The organism is Vibrio palustris (assembly GCF_024346995.1).
Taxonomy (GTDB): domain Bacteria; phylum Pseudomonadota; class Gammaproteobacteria; order Enterobacterales; family Vibrionaceae; genus Vibrio; species Vibrio palustris.
Genome location: NZ_AP024888.1, coordinates 680,145 through 701,858, shown reverse-complemented (window position 1 = coordinate 701,858; position 21,714 = coordinate 680,145). Strand labels below are relative to the sequence as shown.

The 21,714-nt window shown below is 45.4% G+C and carries 20 protein-coding genes; 11 read left to right on the top strand and 9 right to left on the bottom strand.

What is annotated here, in order from left to right; all coding sequences use genetic code 11:
• Nucleotides 1–164 precede the first annotated feature (164 nt).
• The gene (locus tag OCU30_RS15565; RefSeq protein ID WP_077315043.1) at nucleotides 165–1,178 is read left to right on the top strand and encodes a sugar-binding transcriptional regulator; all 1,014 of its coding nucleotides are present in this window, start codon (nucleotides 165–167) and stop codon (nucleotides 1,176–1,178) included.
• A gap of 123 nt (nucleotides 1,179–1,301) precedes the next feature.
• Here OCU30_RS15565 and OCU30_RS15560 read toward each other — a convergent pair whose 3' ends face one another.
• From OCU30_RS15560 to moeA, 3 genes are all read right to left on the bottom strand, one after another.
• On the bottom strand, nucleotides 1,302–2,138 hold the full coding sequence (locus tag OCU30_RS15560; protein ID WP_077315044.1) for a sulfurtransferase: 837 nt from the start codon (nucleotides 2,136–2,138) through the stop codon (nucleotides 1,302–1,304).
• 78 nt (nucleotides 2,139–2,216) lie between these two features.
• A complete protein-coding gene (gene moeB, locus OCU30_RS15555; RefSeq protein ID WP_077315123.1) occupies nucleotides 2,217–2,969 on the bottom strand; it encodes a molybdopterin-synthase adenylyltransferase MoeB in 753 nt (250 codons plus the stop codon).
• 8 nt (nucleotides 2,970–2,977) lie between these two features.
• The gene (gene moeA / locus OCU30_RS15550; protein WP_077315045.1) at nucleotides 2,978–4,216 is read right to left on the bottom strand and encodes a molybdopterin molybdotransferase MoeA; all 1,239 of its coding nucleotides are present in this window, start codon (nucleotides 4,214–4,216) and stop codon (nucleotides 2,978–2,980) included.
• A 161-nt stretch (nucleotides 4,217–4,377) separates the two neighbouring features.
• Here moeA and folE point away from each other — a divergent pair, with 161 nt between their 5' ends.
• The gene (gene folE, locus OCU30_RS15545) at nucleotides 4,378–5,031 is read left to right on the top strand and encodes a GTP cyclohydrolase I FolE (RefSeq protein ID WP_077315046.1); all 654 of its coding nucleotides are present in this window, start codon (nucleotides 4,378–4,380) and stop codon (nucleotides 5,029–5,031) included.
• 173 nt (nucleotides 5,032–5,204) lie between these two features.
• Here folE and yiaY read toward each other — a convergent pair whose 3' ends face one another.
• The 3 genes from yiaY to OCU30_RS15530 form a co-directional block, all read right to left on the bottom strand.
• Nucleotides 5,205–6,353, bottom strand: coding sequence for an L-threonine dehydrogenase (gene yiaY, locus OCU30_RS15540; RefSeq protein WP_077315047.1), 1,149 nt, complete (start codon nucleotides 6,351–6,353; stop codon nucleotides 5,205–5,207).
• Nucleotides 6,354–6,757: 404 nt separating this feature from the next.
• Nucleotides 6,758–7,408, bottom strand: coding sequence for an isoprenoid biosynthesis glyoxalase ElbB (elbB, locus tag OCU30_RS15535; protein ID WP_077315048.1), 651 nt, complete (start codon nucleotides 7,406–7,408; stop codon nucleotides 6,758–6,760).
• Nucleotides 7,409–7,491: 83 nt separating this feature from the next.
• Complete coding sequence (locus tag OCU30_RS15530) at nucleotides 7,492–8,433, bottom strand: LysR family transcriptional regulator (protein ID WP_095532922.1); 942 nt, start codon at nucleotides 8,431–8,433, stop codon at nucleotides 7,492–7,494.
• A gap of 177 nt (nucleotides 8,434–8,610) precedes the next feature.
• Here OCU30_RS15530 and yjjG point away from each other — a divergent pair, with 177 nt between their 5' ends.
• Nucleotides 8,611–9,288 carry a pyrimidine 5'-nucleotidase gene (gene yjjG, locus OCU30_RS15525; RefSeq protein WP_077315050.1) on the top strand — a complete coding sequence of 226 codons (678 nt, stop codon included), beginning with the start codon at nucleotides 8,611–8,613 and terminating at the stop codon, nucleotides 9,286–9,288.
• A gap of 77 nt (nucleotides 9,289–9,365) precedes the next feature.
• Nucleotides 9,366–10,064, top strand: a complete 699-nt coding sequence (locus OCU30_RS15520) for a GntR family transcriptional regulator (RefSeq protein WP_077315051.1) — start codon at nucleotides 9,366–9,368, stop codon at nucleotides 10,062–10,064.
• A 171-nt stretch (nucleotides 10,065–10,235) separates the two neighbouring features.
• Here OCU30_RS15520 and OCU30_RS15515 read toward each other — a convergent pair whose 3' ends face one another.
• Nucleotides 10,236–11,024 (bottom strand): siderophore-interacting protein, encoded by a 789-nt coding sequence (locus OCU30_RS15515; protein WP_077315052.1) that lies wholly within the window; start codon nucleotides 11,022–11,024, stop codon nucleotides 10,236–10,238.
• A gap of 347 nt (nucleotides 11,025–11,371) precedes the next feature.
• Here OCU30_RS15515 and thrS point away from each other — a divergent pair, with 347 nt between their 5' ends.
• The 4 genes from thrS to rplT all read left to right on the top strand — a co-directional run bounded on the left by thrS (nucleotide 11,372) and on the right by rplT (nucleotide 14,544).
• Nucleotides 11,372–13,300, top strand: a complete 1,929-nt coding sequence (thrS, locus tag OCU30_RS15510; RefSeq protein WP_077315053.1) for a threonine--tRNA ligase — start codon at nucleotides 11,372–11,374, stop codon at nucleotides 13,298–13,300.
• 27 nt (nucleotides 13,301–13,327) lie between these two features.
• Entirely contained in the window at nucleotides 13,328–13,855 is a 528-nt protein-coding gene (gene infC, locus OCU30_RS15505) for a translation initiation factor IF-3 (protein WP_261821311.1), read from the top strand.
• A gap of 98 nt (nucleotides 13,856–13,953) precedes the next feature.
• Nucleotides 13,954–14,148 (top strand): 50S ribosomal protein L35, encoded by a 195-nt coding sequence (gene rpmI, locus OCU30_RS15500; protein WP_077315055.1) that lies wholly within the window; start codon nucleotides 13,954–13,956, stop codon nucleotides 14,146–14,148.
• Between the two features lie 42 nt (nucleotides 14,149–14,190).
• The gene (rplT, locus tag OCU30_RS15495) at nucleotides 14,191–14,544 is read left to right on the top strand and encodes a 50S ribosomal protein L20 (RefSeq protein ID WP_077315056.1); all 354 of its coding nucleotides are present in this window, start codon (nucleotides 14,191–14,193) and stop codon (nucleotides 14,542–14,544) included.
• A gap of 312 nt (nucleotides 14,545–14,856) precedes the next feature.
• On the opposite strand, the gene OCU30_RS15490 is transcribed toward rplT, so the two are convergent.
• On the bottom strand, nucleotides 14,857–15,921 hold the full coding sequence (locus OCU30_RS15490) for an aldo/keto reductase (RefSeq protein ID WP_077315057.1): 1,065 nt from the start codon (nucleotides 15,919–15,921) through the stop codon (nucleotides 14,857–14,859).
• Between the two features lie 280 nt (nucleotides 15,922–16,201).
• Complete coding sequence (locus tag OCU30_RS15485) at nucleotides 16,202–17,539, bottom strand: aspartate aminotransferase family protein (protein ID WP_077315058.1); 1,338 nt, start codon at nucleotides 17,537–17,539, stop codon at nucleotides 16,202–16,204.
• A gap of 287 nt (nucleotides 17,540–17,826) precedes the next feature.
• Here OCU30_RS15485 and OCU30_RS15480 point away from each other — a divergent pair, with 287 nt between their 5' ends.
• From OCU30_RS15480 to OCU30_RS15470, 3 genes are all read left to right on the top strand, one after another.
• Nucleotides 17,827–18,837, top strand: coding sequence for a phosphotransferase enzyme family protein (locus OCU30_RS15480; RefSeq protein WP_077315059.1), 1,011 nt, complete (start codon nucleotides 17,827–17,829; stop codon nucleotides 18,835–18,837).
• A gap of 241 nt (nucleotides 18,838–19,078) precedes the next feature.
• Complete coding sequence (qhpR, locus tag OCU30_RS15475; RefSeq protein ID WP_205408818.1) at nucleotides 19,079–20,134, top strand: AraC-like transcriptional regulator QhpR; 1,056 nt, start codon at nucleotides 19,079–19,081, stop codon at nucleotides 20,132–20,134.
• 268 nt (nucleotides 20,135–20,402) lie between these two features.
• A complete protein-coding gene (locus OCU30_RS15470) occupies nucleotides 20,403–21,500 on the top strand; it encodes a M35 family metallo-endopeptidase (protein ID WP_159439150.1) in 1,098 nt (365 codons plus the stop codon).
• Nucleotides 21,501–21,714 lie beyond the last annotated feature (214 nt).

Here is a 21,714-nt window from a genome sequence, read left to right as displayed (position 1 = left end):
TACGCGGTGTTAACATTTACATTGTGGAATCTTAAGTTACATTGCATGAACAAATGTATTACCATGGAGCATATGTTCAAACGTCAGATCGGTTACAACTTTTGTAACGGATTATGACAATTGTTCATTGTTAGCACCTTGAACCCTCGATCTAAGAGTAAATTATGAGTACCAATAAATCCGAGATCTCTCTCGAAGACAGCGATCTCTTGACAGAAATTGCGGTTGCCTATTATCAGGATGGCTCAACTCAAGAAGAAATTTCCAAAAAATTCGCGATTTCTCGTGCCAAGGTAGGTCGGTTACTTAAACAAGCTCGGGATGAAGGGATTGTTGAAATTACGGTTAAGTACCATCCGGTATTTAGTGCCAAAATAGAACAACGTCTCATTGAACGTTTTGGTGTGAAACGAGCATTGATAGCGCTGGATCAGCCCAATGAAGCCGCCCAGCGTACACAAGTGGCTGGTCTGGTCTCTAATTATTTATCACAAACGTTAAAAAGTGGCATGGTTGTGACTGTGGGGCAGGGGCGTAACGTTTCCTCTGTTGCGCATCATGTGGGGGTCATTACACCAAGAGATTGTACTTTTGTGTGTGGAATTGGTGGAATTCACCCTCGGGGCAGCATGTTTAACGCCGATCATATTTGTCGTCAATTAGCGAAAAAATATGGTGGTACATCGGAAACCCTGTATGCGCCTGCTTATGCCGAAAACTATGAACAAAAAATGGTCTTCATGCAAAACACAACGGTTAAGCAAACGCTAGATTTAGCCCGTAAAGCAGACATGGCGTTAGTCGGGATTGGCGATATGAGTGAAAACAACTACATGGTTGATTTAGGCTGGTTTACTCCGAATGAAGTCGTGCAGTCGCGTTTACACCAAGGCGTTGTGGGGGACTTTGCGGGACACGACTTTTTTGATGTACGTGGCCACATCGCCAAAACAGGAATGAGCGATCGTGTTATTGGGATGAGTATTGAAGAATTTCGTCCGATTTCTGAAGTGATTGCTATTGCCTCTGAAAATAGCAAGCCTTTAGCGCTGCTTGGAGCATTGCGCACCGGTGCGGTCGATGTCGTGGCAACCAGTGTCAGTAACGCATTAACCGTATTAAATCTCGATGAACAAATGCAAACAGCGCGCCTTACCTCACTTAATGCTGACGAGTAACAGGTTGAGCAGCCGTACTGTACGAGCCATATCAAGACGCCGTCTAACCTAGACGGCGTTACTGATTTTGATGGCTTATTTGGATGCTAGGTGGTGAGGGTATAGAGTTGCCACTAGTTTGAGTTATCCATCCTCGGTGGCAATGGGTAAATCGTAACGCTGTCCCCATTCGGTCCATGAACCATCATAAACAGCGGTTTTGGTGTAACCACATTCTTGCGCAGCGAGTAATAAAATACATGCAGTGACCCCGGAACCACAACTAAATATAGCTTGACGTTCGGCAGCTAAGAGGCTGGATACAATGGGCATGAGTGCTGCGCGTGGTTTAAGCCGGTGGTTATCCATAAGTTCAGTGAACGGCAAACATATCGCGCCAGGAATATGCCCGCTACGGACTCCGTCACGTGGCTCTGGTGTTGTGCCCGCAAACCGTGCATGGCCGCGTGCATCAAATAATTGGGTATCGTGACGACCAATGTTTTCTAAAACAGTCTGCGCATCGACAAAGGCATCAGGGTTATATTGAGCTTGAAAGTCGCCAGGCTCGCGAGGCTCAGCGTAGTTTTGAACAATATCGCCATGTTGTGCTTTCCACTCGGTTAAGCCGCCATTGAGCACCAAGACATTGTCATGACCCATGGCACGTAACATCCACCACGCTCGGGGAGAGGCATAAGTGCCACTATTATCATAGACAACCAACGTATCCTGCTGATTAAGACCGAGAGCTTGTGCTAACTGAGTAAAGCGCTCGGCCGAAGGCATCATATGGGGGAGGGGACTGTCTGGATCGCAAAATTGGGTGTCGTAATCAAAACGGCGCGCACCCGCAATAATATTAGTCGTGTCTTTTTGCGGCTCTACCGGAATTTTAAACGCCATACTTGCATCCAGCACAACCACGTTTTCATCATGAATGTGCTGCTTGAGCCAATCTACAGAAACTAACGATGACATAACCCGCTCCTTTAATGTGCGTGCTCATGGTATTTGTTTGCTGATGAACACGGCTTTTATAATATTTTGCTAATGCGCTTAAGTGTTGCAGATCTCACAGTGCGAGTTTTTCATCAATGTCATGGTCCGCCAACTCATTGTCAAGGCATCGAGCATCAACATTTTACTCGATAATGTACGTCCAACATTAGCGATTACTTTGATAGCTTCCATGGCCTGCACCGCCCCAATAATGCCAACCACAGGCGCCATCACTCCAGATTCGACACAGCTTAAAGCGGTATCGCCGAACAAAGCGCTCAAGCATTGGTAGCATGGTTCCTGTTCATCTTGGTAGGTAAACACACAAACATGACCTTCCATACGAATCGCCGCGCCAGAGATGAGTGGGGTTTTATGAGCGTAACATAACTTATTTAATTGGTTACGCGTTGCCACATTATCACTGGCGTCCAGCACAATGGTATGTTGTTCAATCGCGTCGCTCAGCTTGATATCATCGAGCCGGTGAGTGATACCTTCTACTTGGCAATGCGGGTTCAATTGCTTGAGTGTTTCGACTGCCGAGTCCACTTTATAGCGGCCAATGTCGGCATCGTGATGCAAAACTTGGCGCTGTAAATTGGACAATTCGACTCGGTCAAAATCAACCAGCGTTAAATGCCCTATACCAGCGGTCGCCAAGTATTGACTACTGGCACAGCCAAGGCCGCCCGCACCGATAATGAGAACTCGACTCGTTTTTAATGCTTCTTGTCCGTCAAAATCGAAGTGCTTAAGAATAATTTGACGGTTATAGCGCAGCATTTCCCTATCAGAGAGGGTGTCTATTGATTGACTCATGCGCTAATACTGGCGTTAAATAATTCGATATTGACGGTTTCTCCCACTTCCACTCGACCACGTTCTCGTTCAAGGACGACAAAACAGTTAGCAAGCGACATAGAACGAAAAGCGCCAGAGCTTTGATTACCGGTACTTTCTACCACCACTTGACCATTTTCAATGTGATAGATCCCGCGTTGATAGTCTGTGCGTCCCGGTGATTTTTTAAAGCTAGAATGGGTAATAGCAGGAATCGACACGGGGGCTTGCCATTGTGTATGTCCGGCTAGTTTAGCGAGTAATGGCTGTACTAATACATAACAGGTAATAAAAGCGGAGACGGGATTCCCCGGTAGTCCGCAAAACCATGCTTGAGGAAGCGTACCAAAAGCAAACGGCTTACCCGGCTTGATTGCCAATTTCCAGAAGTTGATCTCCCCCAACTGGCCCAGAATATCTTTAGTATAATCCGCTTCACCCACACTGACTCCGCCAGAGGTTAACACCACATCGGCCAGTTGCTGCGCATGCATGAATGTTTCGGTCAATTGTTTAGGGTTATCAGCAATAATGCCTAAATCGAGTGGCTCGCAACCAAATTGTTCAATTAACGCTTTAATGCCATAGCGATTACTGTCGTAGATCTGCCCAGCACCGAGTTCACTTCCCAGCGGCTGTAACTCATCGCCAGTAGAGAAAAATGCGACAACGGGTTTTTTCAGTACAGTGACGTTGGCAATGCCTAACGTGGCGATCATTGGGATATCACGAGCAGTGAGTCGTGCGCCTTTTGTCAACACCACATCTTCTTGGCAAATGTCATCGCCAACGGGGCGAATGTTTTGCATTGGCTTGAGATCCGTTTCATTAAATAGGACGCCAGATTCGGTAACGTGTGCGTTTTCTTGCATGATCACCGCATCGCAACCGTTCGGGATTTGCGCCCCTGTCATGATACGCACACAGGTATTTTTAGGCCATACCTTGTCAAATGGCGTGCCGGCCATCGACTTACCTGCAATAGGTAATGTGTGCTGGGCACAGATATCTTCGCGACGTACGGCATAACCATCCATCGCCGAGTTATCAAAAGGAGGTACATTGAGCGGCGAGCAAATATCGTCAGCGAGGACATAACCGATGGCGTCTCCAATCGGTAAGGTTAATGTGTCACTGACGGGCTGAATATCCGCGAGGAGTTTCTCTTGCGCGTCTTCAATGGGCATTAAGCCTGGTACATCACAGCATCCCATGGTTTTATCCTTGCAATTTACGACATTGTTTTATTAACAGCAGTTTATCATAAATATATCGGCAGAAATAATAATGACCCGTGATAAAATGGGGTGTAATTATCCATAAATACGCGTATCCTTGGTCGCCATCTGCTAAGGGCAACGTAAGAGGTAGTGCAATGTCTGGTCTGAGTGACTCAGCAAAAAAAGTAATCGCAGCGTTGGAGAGTCGTGGACTTGAAACGCCAATGGCCCCCAATGAGTTCGGGCGAGCTGAAAAGAAAGAGAAAATTGAACACCACATGGGTGAAATTCTCAATGTTCTCGGACTCGATTTGACTGATGATAGTCTGGAAGAAACACCGAGACGTATTGCCAAAATGTACGTTGACGAGATTTTTTCAGGGTTAGACTACCAAAACTTCCCAAAAATCACAGTCATTGAAAATAAAATGAATGTCAGTGAAATGGTGCGCGTGAAAGACATAACGGTCACCAGTACGTGTGAACATCATTTAGTTACGATTGATGGTAAAGCTGCGGTCGCGTATATCCCTCGTGGTAAAATCATCGGGTTATCAAAAATTAACCGTATCGTACGTTTCTTTGCGCAGCGTCCTCAAGTACAAGAGCGTATGACTCAGCAAATTTTAGTTGCTTTGCAAACGTTATTAGAATCCGACGATGTTGCCGTTACGATCGATGCCACTCATTATTGTGTAAAATCACGCGGCGTGATGGATGCAACGAGCGAAACGACGACCACTGCACTAGGCGGTATTTTCAAATCTAATGCGTCGACTCGCGCTGAATTTCTTAGTGGTTTGCGTTAAGTCACACTCTAGCCGCCCATATTAATAACGCAAAAAGCGAATAAAGCGCACGTTTAACACGGGCGCTTTTTACGTTATGACTCGGTGGTGAGTCCACATTGCCATTCGATAATAAGACAAGGCATTTTACTCAAAGCGTTGTCTATGCCGTCAGCCATGGCATACATGAGTGTTTAGAAGGCCGCTTGGAAAATCGCACACACTTCTTCATGTGTCCCTTGCCGAGGGTTAGTAACAGCACATGCATCTTGGAGTGCATTACTTGCCAAGATTGGCACATCCTCTACTTTAGCCCCCAGCTCTGCAAGGCCTGATGGAATACCAATCTCAGTCGATAGTGCAACAATCGCGCTGATCGCGGCATCTGCCCCTTGCTCGGCATTTAAGTGTGCAACATTCACCCCCATGGCTTTGGCCACATCACGTAAACGGTCAGCAGAAACGCTCGCATTGTAACGCTGTACGTGAGGCAATAATACGGCATTGCACACGCCATGTGGCAGGTTATAAAATCCGCCTAATTGGTGCGCCATAGCGTGAACATAACCGAGCGAGGCATTGTTGAATGCCATTCCCGCCATAAATTGTGCGTAAGCCATCGCTTCACGAGCGTCTAAGTCTTGCCCGTGTTTAACGGCTTGACGTAGGTTGGCTTGAATCATTTCAATTGCTTTAATCGCCACCGCGTCAGTGATCGGTGTCGCGGCTGTCGAAACGTAGGCTTCAATCGCATGGGTGAGTGCATCCATTCCTGTTGCAGCGGTTAGAGAAGCGGGTTTTGCTAGCATCAACTTAGGATCGTTGACAGAAATCAGTGGGGTAGTGTGTTTATCAACGATCGCCATTTTAATGTGACGTTCTTCATCGGTAATAATGCAGAAGCGAGTCATTTCCGATGCTGTCCCAGCCGTTGTATTAATGGCTATAAGCGGGAGCATCGGTTTTGGTGATTGATCGATACCTTCATAATCACCAATTTCACCGCCATTTGAAGCGAGCAGTGCGATCCCTTTGGCACAATCATGCGGTGAACCGCCACCTAGCGAAATAACGAAGTCACACTGGTTGTCTTGTAAAATAGCCAAACCCTCATTGACGTTAGTCACCGTTGGGTTTGGATGAGTACCATCATAAACCACGGTTGCCACGTCGCGAGCAGAGAGTAATTCAGCGACGTCTTGTACGACCCCAATCTTATTTAAGACCGCGTCGCTTACAATTAACCCTTTTTTAAACCCCTTAGATTGAATGGTGTCCACAGCGTCAGTTAAACAACCTGCGCCCATTAGATTAACAGTAGGAATAAAAAATGCACTTGTCATAAGGCAGCTCCAAAAGCAATAAAATATGTATGTTTATGGTGTGAACCAACTGTTAAAAACTATGACAGACTCGCGACACGTTATTATTGATCTAAAACAATTTTTACCGCAGGGCGTTTGGAATATGAGGCGACATTGATAGAGATCAAATTTGTCAGTGTGGAAAGGGGAAATATATTGGTAGAAGGTTGATATGTAAGTAATTAATAATAAAGAGCAGTGTGATAAAAAGCCTGAACTATAGGTGTTTATGCATTTAAATGCCTACGAATAAGCGATGCAATAGACACTAATTCGCAGGCATTTAAATAATTGTGTAGCAAGTTATTTACATTGGCCGTTTAAACGAGCGGGTTTACCAAACTCTCATTTATCGTCACTAAGCCACGCTCTCCGTGTTTTGATTAAGCCAATTCGACTAATTTTTTGACTAAGCGATCAATGCCTGTGGCTGCTTCGCTCACCGAACTGGCCAGCATATACGCAGGAGTTGAGAGCACATTATTAGTTTGATCAAGCACGTAATCCTCAACTGGACAGTCAATATGTTGCCCACCTAAAGCCGTAAAGCCGGCAGCTGTATCCGTGTCATTACCAATTGTGCCTTCGACGCCGTGTGGATAAATCATGGGAATAATGTGCGGAGAAATACAAATATAACCTGCCGGTTTGCCCGTCGTGGCAAAATCGCGACACGCAGTGGCAACATCATCATTCAGTTGGCAGTTTGCGCCTTGAGTGGCAAAGTCAGTGATATTTTTTGCCATACCAAACCCGCCTGGTAATGCTATAGCATCGTAATCTTGGGCCGAGAGTTCTACGACATCGCTAATGTGTCCACGTGCAATCCGCGCTGATTCGACCAACACATTGCGTGATTCAGACATTAACTCACCATTAATATGGTTGATAACCTGACGCTGTTCCACGTTTGGTGCAAAGCAATGCCAGCTTGCCCCATGACGTTCAATAGCCTGCAGGGTTAATACGGCTTCATGAATTTCGCTGCCATCATAAACCCCGCAGCCGCTCAAAATTACTGCCACTTTTTTCATGAGGTTACTCCTTCTGGTATTTTTGGAACACAGTGCCTAAATCTGACCTTAGCAGGCGTATCCCGCGTTTGAAAAGGCAAGGGTTAAGATTCTTTAGTTGGATGAGAGCAAAACACGTTTTGATCCCAATAAGGCTGGGTTTGATCAAATTTCTCTGAGAGATAATCAATGAACAAACGTACTTTTTGTGGCAAATACTGACGGACTGGATACACCGCATACACTGCGCTTTCCGGTAACTGATAATGGGACATAATTGGCACGAGTTTTTTTGAACGAATATCTTCACCGACAATAAAAGTGGGCAGTTGTGCGACACCTAAACCAGACAGTAGCATACGGCGAATCGCCTCGCTGTTATTGACGTGTACATTGCCATGAGGAATGACCGACTCTTGCTCGATACCATCATAAAAGGTCCAACTTTGTCCTCCCCGAAAATAGGAGTATTGCAAGCAATTGTGTTCAATTAGATCAGCGGGACTTGTGGGCTCGCCGTACTGCTGTATATAGGCTGGCGAGGCACATAACACGGTTTTACAACACGTTAAACGCTTAGCAATCAAGGTTGAATTGGGCATATTATCGATCCGAATGGCCATATCTAAACCTTGTGAAACAATATCCACGATTTGATCATCAAGCTGAATATCCACACGTAGGTTAGGGTAGCGCTGTAAAAACTCGGTGATATAAGGAGAGATATGGCGAATACCAAATGACATTGGCACACTAATTTTCAGTTGGCCTTGCGGTTCTCCCTGCAGTTCAGCAACGGCATCGACCCCCTGATGGGCTGAGCTTAGCGCTTGTGACACATGCGAGTAATAACGTTCGCCGGCTTCTGTCAGGCTAATTTGCCGTGTTGTACGATTAAGTAATCGAGCGCCTAACCCTTGCTCTAATTGCGTAATACGCTTACTCACCGCTGATTTAGTTATATTTAGGCGCTCGGCAGCGCGTGAAAAGCTGCCTAATTCAACCACAGCAACAAAAATGGGAATAGCAGAGAAATCATTAAACATCATTGCTCTCATTGATAGTAGGACACCGCTGTTTGGCAATATAAAGCCATTTTTAGCAACCAAAGTAGGTTACTAAAAAGAATTGTTGAACACAAGGAAACACATTGTGTGGTGAAGAAGACTTACGTCAAGGCGGGAAAACTATTACAATAAGTTGATAAATATAAAGGAGAGCTCATGCAATACGATTGGATTTTATTTGATGCTGACGAAACGATATTTCGCTTTGATGCCTTTCGAGGGTTACAAACTATGTTAGCCCCGCGCGGAGTGACGTTTACTCAAGATGATTTTGACGAATACCAAAAAATTAATAAACCAGCGTGGGTCAAGTATCAAAATGGTGAAATTGATGCAGACCAACTTAAGCACGGGCGCTTTGTTCCACTAGCAACCCGATTAAATGTCACGCCTGAAGAACTCCAACAAGACTTTTTGCGCGCTATGGGCGAAGTTTGTGAGCCGTTACCCGGCGCCAAGCCACTATTGGATGCTTTAAAAGGCAATGTAAAATTGGGTATCGTGACCAATGGCTTTGTCGATCTGCAGCAAGTGCGTCTTGAGAAAAACGGCTTAGCACAACATTTTGATGTTGTGGTGTGCTCAGAAGCGGTAGGGTGTGCGAAACCCGACGCACGTATCTTTGAATATGCACTCACCGAAATGGGGCAACCCAATAAACAGCGCGTCATGATGGTCGGTGACAACCCTCGTTCAGATATTTTAGGCGGCATGAATATAGGCGTTGATACCTGTTGGTTAAATGAAGCTAATGAGCCGGTGCCTGAGGGCATTACGCCCACTTTGCAAGTAAAAGACTTAGCACAGTTACAGCACCATTTACTGGCAAAATAACACCGTCGGCGAGGTGTTGTGGATTCAAACCGAATTCATTTGATTAAGTTGTCTGAACCATCATTAAGGCTGCGCGTGTGCAATATGTAAAAATCAAAGACATCATCATTGAGCAAATTGCCGCGGGCTTATTAGCACCGCGGCAAAAACTGCCGTCTGAACGCCAGTTGGCCGAATCTTTTAATACGACACGAGTCACCTTGCGTGAGGCGCTTAGCTTGCTGGAATCCGAAGGGGCGATTTATCGTGAAGATCGCCGAGGATGGTTTATCTCACCTCCAGCGCTGCGTTATGACGTTGCGAGCGAGAATGAATTTCAAGAACTTGCTACGCAACAAGGTAGGCAAGCCGAGATGCGCTTTATTCGCTCGACTCGAAAAATGGCGGATAAGCACATCGCGCAAATGGGGAAATTACCCCCATTTACTGATGTACAGTGTATTGAGCGTATAGGCTACTTAGAATCTCGCCCCGTCGCTTTCGTGATGAGCTATTTACATCATCCCAATACGCTCAATTGGAAGGGGGTATCGGCCACACAGTCGTTAACCCAACAACTTGCCGAGCAGTTTTTCGTTACCTGCAAAGTGAGTAAGTATCAGGTGAAAATCGGCGCGTTATCTGGTGAGAGTGCACAGCATTTGTATGCTACAGGTGGGACGCCCGCCGTGGTGGTGACACGTCAGTATCATGATGACCAACAACAATTTGTGCGGCTAGATATGGAATATTGGCGGCATGATGCTGTTATAATAGAAGGGATTTCTCCAAGGTGAAACCGAATCGACAGCTTACCTTTACGCCCACTAAAGTGGGCGCTCGAGCCGCAGAGTGATTGATGATACAAACCGCCGGCCGTTATTGGTAATCGGCGGTTTTATCCAATGGGCAATCACGCGCAGCCATTATATTTATAGTCAAACTCATCTATCTTCTGTTCACGACCATTATACTTGCGTGTCGTTGTCTTTGCGCTTAATGACTTTATGACCTTCTTCGGTGACGCCACGTTTCCAGTAACTACTGATGTAAATGAATTCACGGTCTATGTTGTGTTCGTTACGGAAATACTGACGCAATGCGCGCATCGACTCAAACTCACAGGCGCACCATACCGCACATTGACCAGAGCGCCACTCTAAGGCTTGTACAGCGTCAACTAATGAAGTGCCTTCATCTGCGACATGCCAAATAACCTCAATACCCGCCGGTAACGCTAGTGTTTGAGCATCTTCAGCATCGGTAATTTCAACGATGGCATAACCTTGGGCATCCGATGGCAAGGTAAGTAATTGCGCGCTCAGCGCAGGTAGAGCGGTCATGTCAGCGACTAAAAAGAACCAGTCACCAGCTGGATTAATACCGGGGCTTTTTCCAGGGCCGGCAATCTGAATGATATCGCCGACTTGGCATTCCAATGCCCAGCGCGCCGCGAACCCACAACAAGGATCATTAATCTCATGACGGACAAAATCTAACGTAAGAATGTGATTGTCTTTGTCAAAATCTCGAATTGTATACGTTCTTAAACTAGGGCGAGCCTCTTGTGCTAACGTACTTAAATCGGCGCTGCCTTCTGGCGTGAATTGCAGCTTAATATATCCACCAATACAATCTTTCTCAAAGTGAGCAATGCTCTCACCTTGTAATTGAATTCGTTGAAAATTTGGGGATATCTGCTTGGTTGAAATAACGGTTAAAGCAAAGCTTGGACGACGTTGAGGAGTAGTTGACATAAAAGGGTCCGTCTAAGGTAAAATATAGGAATATAATAACGCTTTATCGCGACAAACTCAATGAGAACAGTTTTCATTATTATTTAGGATTGGCCGACACGCAACGATGACTTAATGTGATAACGATACGAGAAATGCGCAGCTTGTTTAACACAACATGCTCGGCTGACAAATCGGTTGTTATTTCAGGTGATTGCTTTAGAATAGCGGCGTCGCTTAAGAAGGTGCATCCGTATTTGTCCCTAAATTTGTTCGACATTGTCTCATGTGTTTTGTTTAAATCGTGTAAAACACAACATTCACTCGCAAGTGTTGCTTGGTGTGCAACACCACTGTAAGGATATATAATGCCTACAATTACTCTCCCTGACGGCAGTCAGCGTCAATTTGACACCCCAGTTTCGACTCTCGATGTTGCTCAATCTATTGGTCCTGGTCTTGCAAAAGCAACGATTGCAGGTCGTGTAGACGGTGAGCGCGTTGATGCATGTGATGTGATTGAGCAAGACGCAAGTCTTGAAATCATCACCGCAAAAGATGAAACCGATGGGTTAGAAATCGTTCGTCACTCATGCGCCCACTTATTGGGTCATGCGCTTAAGCAGCTGTTCCCAGATGCAAAAATGGCGATCGGTCCAACTATCGACAGTGGTTTTTATTACGATATCGATCTGGATCATTCTTTATCTCAAGAAGATTTAGAAAAAGTCGAAGCTCGCATGAAAGAGCTCGCAAAAACCAAATATGAAGTCGTCAAAAAGAAAGTAAGCTGGCAGGAAGCACGTGATGCCTTCGAATCTCGCGGTGAACCATATAAGATGGAAATCCTTGATGAGAATGTGGCACGCGATGACCGCCCTGGCTTATATCATCACCTTGAATACGTCGATATGTGTCGTGGCCCACACGTACCACATATGGGCTTTTGTCAGAACTTTAAACTGTTGAATGTCGCTGGTGCATATTGGCGCGGCAACAGTGATAATAAAATGCTGCAACGTATTTACGGCACAGCATTTCATGACAAAAAAGCATTAAAAGCACACTTAACTCGTCTTGAAGAAGCCGCGAAGCGTGACCACCGTAAATTGGGCAAACAGCTTGATTTATTCCATATGCAGCAAGAAGCGCCGGGCATGGTCTTCTGGCATCATAATGGTTGGTCTATCTTCCGCGATCTTGAGCAATTTGTTCGTAGCAAATTGGTAGAATACGATTACGAAGAAGTGAAAGGCCCATTAATGATGGACCGAGTGCTTTGGGAACGTTCTGGTCACTGGGATAAATACTCTGATGCGATGTTTACCACTTCATCAGAAAATCGTGAATACGCGATCAAACCAATGAACTGTCCTGGACATGTACAAATCTTTAACCAAGGGTTGAAGTCGTACCGTGATTTACCGTTGCGCATGGCTGAGTTTGGCTCATGTCACCGTAACGAACCATCAGGCTCACTACATGGCATTATGCGTGTACGTGGCTTTACACAAGATGATGCGCACGTTTTCTGTACTGAAGATCAGATTCAAGAAGAAGTGACGTCATGTATTAAAATGGTTTACGATACGTACCAAACTTTTGGTTTTGATAACATCGCAGTAAAACTGTCTACGCGTCCAGAACAACGTGTCGGCAGCGATGAAATTTGGGACAAATCCGAAGCGGACTTAATCAAATCTCTTGAATCAATGGATATTCCATTTGACATTCAAGAGGGTGAAGGCGCATTCTACGGACCTAAAATTGAATTTACTTTATATGACTGTTTAGACCGTGCATGGCAATGTGGTACTGTACAGCTTGATTTCAACTTACCAGGCCGCTTAGGTGCGACTTACGTAGGTGAGAATAACGAGCGTTTAGTCCCTGTTATGATTCACCGCGCAATTCTTGGCTCATTAGAGCGTTTCATCGGTATCTTAATCGAAGAATACGCAGGCTTCTTCCCAACGTGGTTGTCGCCTGAACAAGCAGTTGTGCTGAATATTACGGACAAACAGTCTGATTACGCTCAAGAAGTTGCGAAAAAACTGCGTAAATGTGGAATTCGTGTCAAAGCAGACTTGAGAAATGAGAAAATAGGCTTTAAAATCCGTGAACACACTTTGAAACGTGTTCCGTACATGCTGGTATGTGGTGACCAAGAAATGGAAGCCGGTGAAATAGCAGTGCGTACTCGTAAAGGTAAGGATCTCGGTAAATTTAAATTGGATGACTTTATTGAACATATCCAATCTGAGATTGCTAGCCGTAAGCTTAATCTGGAGGAATAAACTATTAAAGGCGGAAGACGTGGCCAATTGCCGGCCAAACAAAACCAGCACCGTTTAAACGGTGAGATTCGTGGCGTTCGTGAAGTACGTTTAACTGGCGTAGACGGCGAGTCTGTAGGTATCGTATCGATTCAAGAAGCAGTAGCTACAGCTGAAGAAGCTGGTTTGGATCTCGTAGAGATCAGCCCTAACGCCGAGCCGCCAGTCTGTCGAGTGATGGACTATGGCAAGTTCCTCTTCGAGAAGAGCAAGGCTTCAAAAGATCAGAAGAAAAAGCAAAAACAGATCCAGATCAAGGAAGTAAAATTCCGTCCTGGAACTGATATCGGAGACTATCAGGTAAAACTACGCAACCTGACCCGTTTCCTTGAAGAAGGCAACAAAGTGAAGGTAACAATTCGCTTCCGTGGCCGAGAAATGGCTCACCAAAACATCGGTGTGGACCTACTAAACCGAATTAAAGAAGACACAGCAGATATTTCTGTAGTAGAATCTTTTCCGTCGCGTATAGAAGGCCGCCAGATGATTATGGTGATTGCCCCTAAGAAGAAGTAATTAACGGCCTTACAAGTAATAAAATCGTCCGTGTAAGCGGACGGTTTTGTTCGCCTTGATTACGTGTTATTAACTATTACAATGCGGAGTTCTTCATCATGCCTAAGATGAAATCCAACAAAGGTGCTGCTAAGCGTTTTAAGAAAACAGCTGGTGGTTTTAAATTTAAGCACGCTACTAAACGTCACATCCTGACTAAGCGTACTACTAAGAACAAGCGTCAGCTTCGTCCAAATGCTATCCTTCCAAAATGTGAAGTGGCTGGCATTGTACGTTGTCTACCGTACGCTTAATTCTTTTTAGTTTTTTAATTCGTTTAGTTTAGGAGAAGCATAATGCCTCGCGTAAAACGTGGTGTACAAGCTCGTGCACGTCATAAGAAAGTTCTTAATCAAGCTAAAGGTTACTACGGAGCACGTTCACGTGTTTATCGTGTAGCTTTCCAAGCAGTTACTAAAGCTGGTCAATACGCTTACCGTGACCGTCGCAACAAGAAACGTCAATTCCGTCAACTTTGGATTGCACGTATCAATGCTGCGTCTCGTCAAAACGGTCTGTCTTACAGCCGTCTTATCAACGGTCTGAAAAAAGCATCTATCGAAATCGATCGTAAGATTCTTGCAGACATCGCGGTATTCGACAAAGCTGCATTTACAGTACTTGTTGAAAAAGCAAAAGCTGCTCTTTAATTAGAAGTAGTTTTACAGGTTAAGTAAAAGGAGAGCGCAAGCTCTCCTTTTTTATTGCCTGTTATTTAGTGCTGAGACAAGCCGTATAAATGAGCAACCGTTGTGTTGATAGTTGGTCGAGCTAACTTATCACACATATTTTCCTCACTGTGCTGGTGTGGTTAAGCCGAGCAGCAAAGAAAAAGCGCATTGTAATATTACAATACGCTGTATAAGTCGCCATTATGTGACAGTGTCACTAACGTATAATTTAGTGAGTATTCATACAACTACTCAGCATTGAAAATATCAACGTTAGATACGGATCAGAGCTTACGATTGCTCATCGTCCAAGTATGGCTGCAAAAACTGTAAGTCGGTAGCGCCTAAGCGATCCGAAGCGGTCATCGCTTGATGCCAGTAAGGATAGAGTAGTGGTGGACGGCTGACTTTTTCTAAGCGTGCCAGTTCATCGTTACTTAGCGTCAAATTAGCCGCAGCGAGGTTATCTTTTAATTGCTCATCAGTACGCGCGCCAATGACGACAGAACTGATTGCTGGGCGAGTCAGTAACCAAGCTAACGAGACTTGTGCGGCCGAGACACCATGTGTTTCACCAATCGCGACTAACTCATCGACAATGTCATACAGTTTTTCAGTGTCAGAGACTGGCGGCTCTTTCCAGCCTTGCAGGTGACGGGAGTCTTGCGGTGTTTGATTATCACGGCGGAATTTACCTGAGAGTAAACCACCTGCAAGTGGGCTCCACACCATTGCGCCGACCCCTTGATCGCTTGAAATAGGCAAGAGTTCATACTCAGCTTCTCGCGCTTGTAGGGTGTAATGAATTTGCTGACTGATTGGGCGCAAATAATGATTTTCAGCGGCGCTACCGAGTGTTTTCATCAGTTGCCACCCCGTGTAGTTAGACACGCCATAATAACGCACTTTACCATCACGAATTAAACGATCCATTGCTTCTAGTGTTTCTTCGACTGGTGTCCAGCCATCCCACTCATGAATGTGGTAAAGATCGATGTGGTCTGTCCCTAGGCGTTTTAAAGAGGCCTCACAGGCTTCAATAATATGGTAACGAGAGTTACCGCCTTGATTTTGCCCAGGACCGGTAGGGAAGCGAGCTTTAGTGGCGACCAGCATTTGATCTTGGCGACCTTGTAAGGCTTTACCTAAGATTTCTTCTGATGCGCCGTCTGAGTATATGTCAGCAGTATCAAGGATATTAATACCTGCATCAATACACATATCTATTTGTCTTTTGGCTACGTCTACTCCACCTTGACCAACGTGGGCAAATTTGCCTTGCCCACCATAAGTCATGGTACCGAGAGTAAAAGCAGAAATACGTAGGCCCGAATGACCTAGTTGACGATATTCCATTGACGCACTCCTTCGCTGTGCTTATTCAAATGAATGGTTAGATAACCAGCGTAACAGAATCATCTTACGCTAACTGATAACTATATTGCAAAGGTTGCATTGTGTGCGGGAGTGATAGGCATCCACCATAATTTACTTATGTTGGGTTGCTTTTGATGGAGTATTGTGGGGGAAGGTAGCACAGGACATAAGATTAGACGCTTAATGTAAGCAGCCACCATAACAAGATAAGTGGCGACTTGTCTTGTTATGGTGTTGGGAAGCAAAGCAGGTAAGTTTTTTATAAGGTTGCTTGCAAAGACTCATCCAAAGCGCCGACTAACCAATCAATGTCGTGCGCTTGGAAAGCCAGAGGCGGACGGAGTTTCAAGACATTACCGTGTGGGCCTGCAACCGATGTGAGGACTTTTCTATCGCGCAGTTTTTCAATTAAATCTAAAGCAAGCGCTTTGTTAGGGGCTTTCGATTCTTTATCCGTCACCAATTCAAAGCCAATGAATAAGCCTGCGCCGCGTACATCGCCAACGCATTCATACTTGGCTTGCAGTACTTTCAATTCATTCAGTAGTTGCTGCCCAACGATGGCGCTGTGCGCCTGGAGATCTTCGTCTTTAATCACACCCAATACCGCTTGCGCGGCCGCCATTGCGACAGGGTTACCGCCAAAGGTATTAAAATACGGGATTTGATCACTAAATGATGCCAGCACATCGTGTTTAGCAAATAAGCCAGACACCGGAATTCCATTCCCCATCGGCTTACCCGTCGTGACAACATCTGGCACAATACCGTGGCGAGCAAAGCCCCAGAACGCTTCGCCGGTGCGCGCAAAGCCCGGTTGTACCTCGTCTGCGATAAAAATACCGCCGTTTTTATGCACCACATCGATAGCTGGTTGTAAAAATCCAGGGTCGCCCGGTAATACTCCATCGGAGGAAAAAATAGAATCTGCCATGAAGCCGGCAAATTTGATTCCATTTGCGCTCATTTCATCGATCTTTTCTTGCATCTTTTGCGCAAACCATAAACCAGCATCTTGACCGGCTAAGCGGTAATGATCTGGAGAAGCAATAAGACCAGTATGAGGAGATAGCGGCTGACCTGAACCCAGCGCAGGGGATGCTCCCGACGTTAACGCACTCGTGCCGTGATACGCTTCTTGCGACACAATGATCCCCGTACCGCCAGAATAAGAATGTGCAATGCGCATTGCTAAGTCATTCGCCTCTGAGCCCGTACACATGTACATGGCTTTATTCACGGCCTCAGGCATGGTTTGTAGAATGTCTTCACTGTAAGACAAAATACGCTCATGTAAATAACGAGTGTGCGTATTGAGGCTCTGCATTTGTTCATTCACCGCTGAGGTAACAGCAGGATGACAATGACCAATACTCGCCACATTGTTATACACATCGAGATATTTATCGCCATTGGCGTCCCATAGATATTGACCGAGACCTTTAACCAAATGCACCGGACGACGGTAAAACAAACGGTAAGATTCTCCTAGCAAACGGTCACGTTTGTTGGTTAATTCACGTGTGGCATCGTCGAGCTCGCTGGCGTGCTCGGGGCGAAAACTATTGGTGTCCATAATGGTAGAGCGTACGACCATAAATCCTCCGGTCTCAAATAGCAGAATGCATACCGTGGCGATATTGATAAACGATGACAACACTAGAAAGTAAGTGCGGTCACTGCACGGTGAATGATTCCATCTTGCGCGAGCCACTCGTAAAAAACTTGACCTGAAAGCGCGCTTTGTGATTTTTTCAGACAACTTTGAGGCAAAGTGATCCGTTTATAGCAAATGACGCGTGAAAGAGCGTTATAAGGTCAAGCGCAGTGAGACAGCATTGCGGCATTCTTGCCACTACACCGATTAATGACAAGGATGACGTAATGGAAATGGAACAATACGATACATTAACCGATGGTGATATGATCGCGATGGCCAATGAGGTATTGACTCGTTACCTCCCAAAGCATCAAGGCGAGGCAACGTTAATCTGTCGTTCTGAAAATGCCACATTCAAAGTGAAGACGGCGACCGAGCAGTTTGCGTTGCGTATTCACCGACCTGATTATCACAATGCACTGAACATTCAAAGTGAACTGGAATGGCTTGCCGCGTTAGAAGCGCAAGGGTTTGTGACCCCAGCACCGATTGCCGATGCACAAGGAACCAAGGTTCAACACATTCGCGTTAGTGATGATGATTTGCGCTTTGCCGTTTTGTTTCGTTGGATTGAAGGGGACATGCCAACCACCGATATCGACCCAGAGCAATTTGAGCCGCTTGGAGAAATTATGGCGCGCCTTCACTTACACAGCATTGAGTGGCAACGTCCCGAGTGGTTTAAGCGCTTAGAGTGGGATCATGCATCGATGTTGAGTGCTGAAGGTCATTGGGGGCATTGGCAAAAGGTGCCGGGCTTGTCACCGCAAGATATTGAAACCGTGCAACACGCTGTCGATAACATCGCAACCCACGTACATGACTATGGAAAAGAAGCAGAAACATACGGTTTGATCCATGCTGATTTGCGCTTAACCAACTTATTATTTCATAAAGGTGAAACCCGCGTGATTGATTTTGATGACTGCGGCGAAGGCTGGTTTATGCATGATATTGCGGCGGCCATGAGCTTTTATGAGCATTATGAGCACATGGGGCAATGGCTTAACAGCTTGCTACAAGGATATCAAAAAGTGCGTCCGTTACCACAGCGCGACCTGAATATGCTACCAATTATGATTATGCAACGTCGTATTCAATTACTGGCTTGGGTGGGGTCTCATCAGCAAACCGAAATGGCGAAAAGCTTAGGTGATCACTGGGTCGCCGAAACTGTACGTTTGTGTCGCGATTATCTTGATGACCGTTGGAAAGTGCTAAAACACGCGGTATAAAACGCCATCCATCACTCAATATGAAATGATTGATCCTTAATACCAGTATGGTGATCTGTCGCGAAATATAATCGGGGAATGCTCGTACGCTCTGCACATTAATGGTGCGGAGCGATAGTTGTAGCGGCGTTGATTGGTGCAGTATGTTGCCAGCATAGCGCTAGTGCAGCGTTTTGAGCATGGAGCGATTTTTGCTTAACTTTGATCGGTTATCAGTTTACATCGATGAAGGATCATTACGATGGATATGTCTTGCACCCACAGTCACTATGTTATGAAGGCACTTTCTCAACCACCTGCGGGAAATCAAGGAGTGCTGGCTGCGGCCGCCACCGGCCTTTCTACGTTTATCTCGCAGCAGGGCGGAGACATCGACCGTATATTAGGACGCAGTGGTGTTAACCCTGAAATTCTCACCCAGCCGACTTCCAGTCTCAAACTCACCCATTATTGCCAAGTGTTGGAACAAGCGGCGCAACAAACTGGATGTGAACACTTTGGTCTATATTACGGCCAGCAATTTATGCCCCAGCAACTGGGATTGATAGGTTATATTGGCTTATGCTCTGCCACCGTACAAGATGCACTGACAAATTTAGTGCATGCATTCGGTTGGCATCAACACGACACCTTTATGCAATTCGTCGATTTAGGTGACGCAGTCCGCGTTGATTACCAAATACGCCATGGCGGCATTGTAGTGCGCCGTCAGGATGCCGAACTGACTATGGGTATGGTGATCAATCTGATCCGCCAAGGAGCAGGTAAAGCGTGGGCGCCGCGGATGGTGCATTTTGAGCATGCTAGCCCTGAAAGCTGGCATGAGCACTGTAAAGTATTTGATGCGCCTGTGTATTTTAACCAACCCTTTAACTCTATGGTGATTGATAAAACCTGCTTGTCGCGTTCAATGCCCAACGCGGATCCGATGCTATTATCGCTTATGATGGAAGCCTTACAGCGTTTGAATGTCTCGCAAGCAACCCAATCTATGGCCGAGCAAGTGAGAGCCAGTATTCAAACCCATTTAGTGGATGGTGAGCCAGAGCTAGATAAAATCGCCGATGTCATGGGCATGAACCGACTCTCTTTGCAGCGTCGTTTGAAAGCTGAGAGTGTCACTTACCGGCAATTACTGGAAAGTGTCCGTCGAGATTTAGCGTCGCATTATTTACAGCAAGCGCATATTCCTATTACGGAAATGGGATTATTACTAGGTTATTCAGAAACCAGTGCGTTTTCACGTGCGTTCCGTCGTTGGTTTGGCGTAAGCCCACGTCAATATCGTACCAACTAGGTGTTGGTCGCGCCGCCATAACAACCGAGTTCGTTATGAAAGTGTATACCAGATGACATTCTATTAGTTATTGTTTTTTATGGATATTATTTAATTTTTTTCATTTTATTGCAGGATTTTTGTCGGTCTTATTCCATAAACTCGATAAGTTAAAACACGCTTTTATCTTCACCTTTACAAATTAAGATGATGCTAAACAATAAACTATATCAATAGTGAAATTATTGATATTTAGCCAAGTTTATCAATGACCAAAAGGGAACAGAAGATGAAAAAAAGGACACCGATTTGGGCCGCAGTGGCATTAGCCTTAAGTTCGTCAATGGCGTATGCCGATTCGGCGCTTAATGTAAACGTCACACCACTCGAAACCTCGTATGGTGAAAACAGTGATGTGAAGGTGAAAGTGACGATTACTAACCAGAGTGATCATAACGTCAAAGTCTTGGATTGGTTTTTAGCGACAAACGACAAATTGAACAGTAATGCATTTGATGTGTCTGTGAATGGACAAAAAGTCGATTATACAGGGCCGATTGTAAAACGCCCAAGCCCGACAGACGCCGACTATATCCCTATAGGTGCTGGACAAACCCTCACACAAACTGTCGATTTATCTGCATATTATGATATGACGGCAGCGGGGAACTATCAGGTACAATTTGATGTGACTGCACTGCAATTAATTAAGCAGCCTACCGCAGCCAAACGTGCTAAGCCACAAGGCCCGCAGACGTTATCATCTAACGATGTGAACTTTTATGTTGCAGGGATTGACCCAAAGTTCGTGGCACTCGCTGAATCAAAAGTGGCGGTAAACGTTGCACCTAAAAGTGGTATTAGCTATGTAGGCAGTTGCTCCAATAGTCAAAGAGCGTCCATCAGTAGTGCTGTGCAAGCGGCGCAAAACATCTCTTACGATGCCTATAATTATTTGCTCGATCACTATGATAATGGCAATACATCAAGACGTTACGCTCAATGGTTTGGCGCATATGATGGTAACCGCTTTGCTACCGTTACCCAACACTTTTATAAAATTACCAGTGCGTTAATCGATAACACGGTAACGGCCGATTGTGGCTGTGATTCTCAATACTCGAATGCCTTTGCGTATGTTTATCCTAATCAGCCGTACCATATTCATTTATGCGGCGCATTTTGGAACGCGCCAACCACAGGCACTGACTCTAAAGCAGGTACATTAGTGCATGAAATGAGCCACTTTACTGTGAATGGCGGAACAGACGACGTGGCATACGGGCAGTATAGTGCTCGTCAATTGGCTCAATCCAACCCCGCGCAAGCAATTAACAATGCTGACTCTCACGAGTATTTTGCTGAAAATACGCCGCAATTGGATTAATGACTTACCTCAATACAAAGGTAGCGAGCTGTTTCGCTGCCTTTGATTGGGCTTAGGCCATGATAAGCTTGCACACATTGCTACTACTAAAAGTGGTTTATTTATAACCATTTGATATTCATTTGATTATTTACTAAACAAACGCGACAAAATCATAAAAAAAAGGTTTTCTTTTTACGGTGAGAGTGGCATATTAACTCCATCGCCTCGATGC